1 protein-coding gene is annotated in these 282 nt (G+C 65.2%); it reads left to right on the top strand.

The window, feature by feature from the left end; all coding sequences use genetic code 11:
- Positions 1-34 precede the first annotated feature (34 nt).
- Positions 35-282, top strand: a 248-nt coding sequence (locus PSET11_RS16525) for a helix-turn-helix domain-containing protein (protein ID WP_148088041.1), incomplete at its 3' end; no start/stop codon positions are given.

The following is a 282-nucleotide window of genomic DNA, read 5'->3' as shown; positions in this document are numbered from 1 at the left end:
GTTACCACACACACCGAACGACTAAGAGGTCTTCATGGTCCACCGTAATGCCCGTCTGACTCCTGCCGGTAGAGGCATCCTTGTCCAGCGTGTTCTGGACGGGCGCCCCGTGGCCCACGTGGCGAAGGAAATGGGTGTCTCCCGGACCTGCGCCCACCGGTGGTTCCGACGCTATCTGGAGTACGGCTGGGACGGGATGGAGGACAGGTCTTCACGTCCGCGTTCCTGCCCGCACGCCACCCCCGCGAGGAAGATCGACGAGGTCCTCGCCGCGCGTGCCGA

The sequence above is a fragment of the Arthrobacter ulcerisalmonis genome (genome assembly GCF_900609065.1).
Taxonomy (GTDB): domain Bacteria; phylum Actinomycetota; class Actinomycetes; order Actinomycetales; family Micrococcaceae; genus Arthrobacter; species Arthrobacter ulcerisalmonis.
The sequence above is the reverse complement of the archived record's forward strand: the minus strand, read 5'-3'. Positions and strand labels throughout refer to the sequence as shown.